A 7441-nucleotide genomic window follows, 5' to 3' on the forward strand; every position below is an offset into this window, starting at 1 on the left:
TGGAGTCGGTGGCCCTGCTGCTCGGCGGCGAGGCCTGCCCAGGCGAGGTGGTCGATCGGTGGGCACCGGGACGGGTGGTGATCAACGCCTACGGCCCCACCGAGATCACGGTCTATGCCTCGATGAGTGCACCTCTGCTGCCCGGCACCGGGGCGGCGCCGATCGGTGCCCCGGTACCCACCGCATCGCTGTTCGTCTTGGACGAATGGTTGCGTCCGGTGCCCCCTGGAGTGGTCGGGGAACTGTACGTGGCCGGTGACGGCGTGGCGTGTGGATACCTGGGCCGGTCGGGGTTGACCGCAGCACGGTTCGTGGCCTGTCCGTTCGGCGAGCCGGGACGTCCGGCAGCCCGGATGTACCGCACCGGTGATCTCGTGAGCTGGCGCGCCGACGGCCAACTGCAGTATCTCGGTCGCGCTGACGACCAGATCAAGATCCGTGGCTACCGCATCGAACTCGGGGAGGTCCAGACCGCGTTGAGTGGGGTGTCCGGAGTCGCACAAGCTGTGGTGATCGCTCGTGAGGATCAACCGGGAATCAAGCGTCTGGTCGGCTATGTCACCGAAGTGACGGGCGGGTCGGTGGATCCGGCCGGGGCACGAAACGTCTTGGCCGAGCGACTGCCGCCCTACATGGTGCCGTCCGCGATCGTGGTCCTGAATGCGTTGCCGTTGACCGTGAACTGCAAACTCGACACCCGCGCCTTGCCGGCCCCGGAGTACCAGGACGCCGATCGGTATCGTGCACCGGGCAGCGCCGTCGAGAGCATCCTGGCCGGCATCTACGCCGAGGTGCTCGGGCTCGAGCGGGTCGGAGTCGACGACTCCTTCTTCGACCTGGGCGGAGACAGCATTCTGTCGATGCAGGTGGTCGCCCGGGCCAGAGCTTGCGGTGTGACGTGCAGGCCCCGCGACATTTTCGTCGAGCAGACCGTGGCACGACTGGCACACGTGGTCGGAGTGACCGGCGGCGACACCGGCCCGGCCGACGAGGGTGTCGGTCCGGTGCGGGCGACGCCGATCATGCGCTGGCTCGAAGATGTTCACCGCGCCGGCGGCCCCGTCGATCAGTTCAACCAGACGGTGGTGGCCCAAGCTCCGCCGGGAGTCACCGAATCCGACGTCCAGACCGTCATGGACGCGCTGCTCGATCGGCATGCGACGCTGCGGCTGCGGGTAGACGACGACGACGACGGACACTGGTCGCTGTTGGTCCCCGAAACGGGTTCTGCGCGAGCCTGTCTGGAGTCGGTGGACGTGATATCCGAGCAGGCCCTGGCGGCGGCCCGGTCCCGGCTGAACCCGGCTTCCGGGCAGATGGTCAGCGCGCTGTGGGTCGCATCCACCGGCCAGTTGGTGTTGATCGTCCATCACCTGGCCGTCGATGCGGTGTCGTGGCGGATTCTGCTGGAAGACCTCAACATCGCCTGGGCTCAGCTCCGTCAGGGTCATCCGGCGGTATTACCCACGACCGGAACGTCTTTCGCGCAGTGGTCGAACCTACTCGATCAATACGCACGGTCCGCCACGGTGGCGGAGCAGGCCGACCATTGGCGACGGGTGCTGGCGGCTCCGACCGCACTGCCGGCGGTGCGGCCAGAGGCCGACACGTACGCCACCGCGGGCCACCTCTCCGTAGCGCTCGATGCCGAGACCACCCGCATTCTGCTCGGTGAGGCTCCGGCGGCGTTCCACGCTGGGGTGCAGGACATTCTGCTGATCGCCTATGGGTTGGCGTTGACACAGTTCCTGCAGATCACTCTGCCCGTCGTCGTCGATGTGGAAGGCCACGGCCGTAGTGAGGACCTGGATGGGCTTGACGCGCGAAACATCGATCTGTCGCGAACCGTGGGTTGGTTCACCGCGAAGTACCCGGTCGCTTTGGATGTCGGGCGGCATCTCAACGGGTTGAGCTGGCCTGCGGTCGTGGCCGGCGAATCGGCGCTCGGCGGCGTGATCAAGGCGGTCAAGGAACAACTTCGCGGCCTTCCCGACGGAATGACCTACGGGTTGTTGCGCTACCTCAACCCCGACGTCGAACTCTGCGGGGCAGAACCGACGATCGGGTTCAACTACCTCGGCCGGATGGGCGCGGCCGGGGCGGCGGGTGAGTCCGAAGCCTTCGCCGGCCTGTGGCAGGTCGATCGTGATGGAGCCGCCGTCGCCGCGGCCGCCGCAGCCATCCCCATGCCGCTGGGGCACACTGTCGAACTCAACGCGAGCACCGTAGAAACCCACGACGGCCCAAGCCTTTACGCGTCGTGGACGTGGGCTCCCTCGGCGCTGGACGAGAGCCAGGTGCGCCGCCTGTCGCAGCTGTGGTTCGATGCTCTGACCGGCATCTGCGCGCACGTGCGCAACGGAGGCGGTGGTCTGACCCCGTCGGACATCGTCCCCACCGTGCTCGCCCAGCACCAGATCGACGAGCTGAGCCAGGATCACCGCATCGCCGACATACTGCCGCTGACGCCACTGCAAAGCGGACTTCTGTTCCAGGCCAACAGAACTCGTGGAAACGATGACAACGTCTACGCGATGCAACTCGATGTCACCATCACCGGGCCACTGGATGCCAACCGGCTGTGCGAGGCGGTACACGACGTGGTGCACCGCCACCCCAACCTGGCCGCCCGCTTCGACAAACGGTTCGGCGAACCGGTACAGATCATTCCGGTCGAGCCGCGCGTGCCCTGGCAGTACCTCGACATAGCCACCGATGAGCAATTCCAACGGCTGTGCGCCGCCGAGCGTTCCGCGGTATGCGACCTGATCGACCAGCCGGCGTTCCGCGCCGCGCTGATCCGGTCGGGTGCCGACGAGCACCGGTTCGTCATGACGTACCACCACATCGTCCTCGACGGTTGGTCGCTGCCGATCCTGTTGCAGGAGATCTTCGCCGGTTACCACGGACAGCACCTGCCGGCCGCTGGGACGTATCGCCGGTTCGTGACGTGGTTGGCGAGCCGGGACGCCGATGCCGCCCGCACCGCCTGGCGTGACGCGCTGGCCGGGTTCACCACACCGACTCTGGTCGCTCCCAACACCGGCGCCAGGCCAGGAGCCCGTGCCACCGAGACGTTCCACTTACCCGCCGAGACCACCACGGCCGTGCACGAGCTGGCCCGGTCGCAACACACCACGGTCAACACGGTGCTCCAGGCGGCCTGGGCGCAAGTGCTCATGTGGCTGACCGGACAGCACGATGTCACCTTCGGCGTTGCGGTGTCGGGCCGTTCAGCCGACGTGACGGGTGCCGAATCGATGATCGGCCTGCTGATCAACACCGTGCCTGTCCGCGCCACCATCACCCCGGAGACCACCATCGCCGATCTGCTAGAGACCCTGCAACGCCTGCACAGTGACACACTCGATCACCAGCACCTGGCCCTCAGCGAGATTCACCGGGTTGTCGGCCACGAGCAGTTGTTCGACACCCTGTTCGTCTACCAGAACTACCCCGTGGAGACCGCAGTGTCATCGATGGCCGACGGGCTGGCCATCACCGCGGTGACCGGCCGCGAATACAACCATTACCCGCTGACCCTGCAGGCGATGCCCGGCAGCGAACTCGTTCTACGGGTCGAGTTCGACACCACCGTGTTCACCGCACGGCGGGTGAACAAGATCGTCGGGCGGTTCCAGCGGGTGCTCGAGGCGATGACCGGGAAGGACCAGCACTCGTGAGCGCCGACGCCAACCGGCGATTGTCGTCGATGGATCTCGACGACGACGACGAACTCGACGAACTGGAGCACTGGGGTAACCGTGACGCACTGACCCAGCCGGTCACCGCCGCCTCGATTCCGGCATTGTTCGCGGCCCAGGTGTCCCGTGATCCCGCAGCGGTGGCCCTCAGCTGTGCCGGCAGGTCAATGACCTACGCCGAGCTCGACGCGGCGGCAGATCGGTTGGCGTATCGGCTCATCGAGCATGCAGTACGTCCGGGCCAACGGGTGGCGGTGCTGTTCTCACGCTCGGCCGAGGCGATCGTGGCGATCCTGGGCGTGCTGAAAACCGGTGCGGCATATGTGCCGATCGATCCTGCGGTGCCCGATGCGCGGCTGGAGTTCGTTCTCACCGACGCCCGCCCGGTGGCGGCGGTGACGACCGCAGACCTGGCGGCCCGCCTCGACGGTCGCGGTGTACCAGTGATCGATGTCGGTGCGAACCAGGCGTCGGCGCCGGGATCTCCCGCCGGTACCGTGGTGCCGGCCGGGCCACAACCCGATGACGTCGCCTATCTGATCTACACCTCCGGCACCACCGGTGTGCCCAAGGGGGTGGCAATCCCACATCGCAGTGTGACGCGCTTGCTGAATGCGATCGATACCCGCCTGCCCTTGTCGGGGGAGCAGGTGTGGACTCACTGCCATTCACTGGCGTTCGACTTTTCGGTGTGGGAGATCTTCGGTGCGCTGCTGCACGGCGACCGCTTGGTCGTGGTTCCCGAATCGGTGACACGCTCACCGGAGGAGTTCCATGCCTTGCTCGCCGAGCAGCGCGTCACGATGCTGAGCCAGACGCCGTCGGCGTTCTATGCGCTGCAAGCCGTCGATACGGTACAGCCGGAATCCGCCGGGCAACTCAACCTGGAGGCGGTGATCTTCGGCGGGGAGGCGCTGGAACCCTCGCGGCTGAGGCGGTGGTGGGAGCGACATGCCGGATCGCCCCGGTTGATCAACATGTACGGCATCACCGAGACCACCGTGCACGCCTCATTCCGCGAGATCACCGCGGTGGATCTCGACGACACGGTCAGCCCGATCGGTGTACCGCTGTGCGACCTGGCCTTCTTTGTCCTCGACGGCTGGTTACGTCCCGTCCCGGCGGGCGTTGTCGGCGAGTTGTATGTCGCCGGTGCGGGTTTGGGATATGGCTACGCGGGACGGGCCGGGCTGAACTCCACGCGGTTCGTGGCCTGTCCGTTCGCGACCACCGGCACCCGCATGTATCGCACCGGGGATCTGGTGTGCTGGGGCACCGACGGCCAACTGGAGTATCGAGGCCGCGCCGACGAACAGGTCAAGATCCGCGGCTACCGCATAGAGCTCGGCGAAATCCGGGCGGCACTGACGGCCCTCGACGGCGTCGAGCAGGCCGAGGTCATCGTGCGGGAGGATCGTCCCGGCGACAAGCGGCTGGTCGGCTACGTCACCGGGGGCGCCGACCCCGTGGCAGCGCGTGCTGCGCTGGCCGACCGGTTGCCGCCGTACATGGTGCCTGCCGCGGTGATGTCCTTGGACAGTTTGCCGTTGACGGTCAACGGCAAACTCGACAAAAAGGCCTTGCCCGCACCGGAATACCAGTCCACCGACTACCGCGCACCGACCACGCCCACCGAGGAAATCGTCGCGGGAATCTACGCACAGATCCTCGGCGTGGACCGCGTCGGAATCGACGACTCTTTCTTCGATCTCGGCGGCGATTCGCTGCTGGCGATGCGTCTGGTCGCCGCGCTCAACCGGACACTCGATGCCGGTCTCGAAGAGCGTGTGGTCTTCGATGCGCCCACCGTGGCCCAGCTGATGCTGCGTATCGGCGATGGGCAACATCGACTGCCACCACTGGTCGCCGGATCCCGTCCCGCGGTGATGCCGCTGTCCTACGCGCAGAGCCGATTGTGGTTCCTCGACCAATTGCACGGGCCCTCACCGATGTACAACTTGGCGGTGGGGTTACGTCTGACCGGGGACCTCGATGTCGCGGCGCTGGGCGCAGCCTTCGGCGATGTGCTGGAACGCCACGAGAGCCTGCGTACCGTGTATCCGGCAGTCGACGGACTACCGCAGCAGCGGGTGGTCTCAGCCGAACACGTCGAGTTCGGCTGGGACGTCGTCGACGCCTGCGGTTGGTCGGCAAGCCGCTTGGCTGCGGCGGTCGAAGAGACTGCCCGGCACAGTTTCGATCTGTCCACGGAGATACCGCTACGCGCAAGGCTTTTCCGGGTCTCCGACGGTGAGCATGTATTGGTCGCCGTGGTGCATCACATTGCCGCCGACGGTTGGTCGATCACCCCGCTGGTGGCCGACCTGGGTATTGCGTACGCCGGGCGGTGTGCCGGACGACGCCCCGGTTGGGAGCCGTTGGCCGTGCAATATGCCGATTACACGCTGTGGCAACGCACGCAACTCGGTGATCTCGACGACCCCGGCAGCCGCATCTCCCAGCAACTGGATTTCTGGGAGAGCGCTCTGGCCGGGATGCCCGAACGCGTGACACTCCCGACGGACCGTCCGTATCCGTTGGTCGCTGACCAAAGCGGTGACCGGGTGGATGTGCAATGGTCGGCCGATCTTCAGCGCCAAGTTGCGCGTCTGGCCCGTGAGCAAAACACGACAAGCTTCATGGTGGTGCAGGCCGCCCTGGCCATGGTATTGGCCAAGTTGAGTGCGACGTCCGACGTGGCGGTGGGTTTCCCGATCGCCGGGCGCCGCGATCCAGCACTCGACGCCCTGGTCGGATTCTTCGTCAACACCTTGGTGCTGCGGGTCGAGCTGGACGGTGACCCCAGTGTCGCCGAGGTGCTGGCTCAAGTCCGGGCACGCAGTTTGAGCGCCTTCGAGCATCAGGATGTGCCGTTCGAAGTGCTGGTCGAGCGGCTCAACCCGACCCGATCGGTGGCCCATCACCCGCTGGTGCAGGTGATGTTCGCCTGGCAGAACGTTCCGGGTCAGACCGGCGGACCAGGCGACGGTTCGATGCTGGGGGACATCGAGGTCGCTCAGTTACCCCTGGGCACCCGCACGGCCCGCATGGACCTGTCGTTCTCGCTCGCCGAGGTTTGGGCGAAAACCGGAGAGGCCACCGGGATTTCGGGGACGGTGGAGTTCCGCACCGACGTTTTCGACGCGGAAAGCATCACCGCCCTGGTCGATCGGTTACAGCGGATGCTCGAGGCGATGACCGCCGACGCCGACCGGCGGCTGTCGACAATCGATGTGCTCGAATCCGATGAACACGCACGCCTCGATGCGCTGGGCAACCGGGCAACGCTGACCCGGTCCGAATCTGCGCCGTCATCGATTTCGGCTCTGTTCGCCGCGCAAGCGGCCCGCTGTCCCGGGCAGGTGGCCGTCAGTTTCGACCGAACCCACATGACTTACCGGGACCTCGACGAGGCCGCCAATCGACTGGCGCACAGGCTCATCGACCAAGGCGCAGGTGCCGGACAGCGGGTGGCGTTGCTACTCCCGCGGTCGATCGAGGCCGTTGTGGCGGTTTTCGCGGTGCTCAAGACCGGTGCGGCGTATGTGCCGATCGATCCGTCGGTACCGGATGAGCGTGTCGAGTTCATCCTTTCCGATGCCGCTCCGGTCGCCGCGGTGACCACCGCCGAGCTTGTCGATCGCGTGGCCGGGCACCAGTGTGCCGTCGTCGACATCGCCGACGCCACGCTCGCGACCGAGCCCGCTGCGGCGTTGTCGGGGGGGGGGGGGCCGGGG

Annotated in this window: 2 protein-coding genes (1 of these 2 running past the window's edge); both read left to right on the forward strand. The window is 66.6% G+C overall.

Going from position 1 to position 7441, the window contains the following annotated elements; genetic code table 11:
• Positions 1-3683 carry the final stretch of a non-ribosomal peptide synthetase gene (locus A5733_RS27745; protein WP_076241013.1) on the forward strand. It extends 20674 nt beyond the left edge of the window, so only the last 3683 of its 24357 coding nucleotides appear in the window; its start codon lies beyond the left edge, outside the window; its stop codon occupies positions 3681-3683.
• Positions 3680-7441 (forward strand): non-ribosomal peptide synthetase (locus tag A5733_RS27750; RefSeq protein ID WP_233152718.1); only part of this gene is annotated, 3762 nt, incomplete at its 3' end. The genes A5733_RS27745 and A5733_RS27750, both read left to right, overlap by 4 nt.

This window comes from Mycobacterium sp. NS-7484 (genome assembly GCF_001953975.1).
GTDB lineage: Bacteria > Actinomycetota > Actinomycetes > Mycobacteriales > Mycobacteriaceae > Mycobacterium.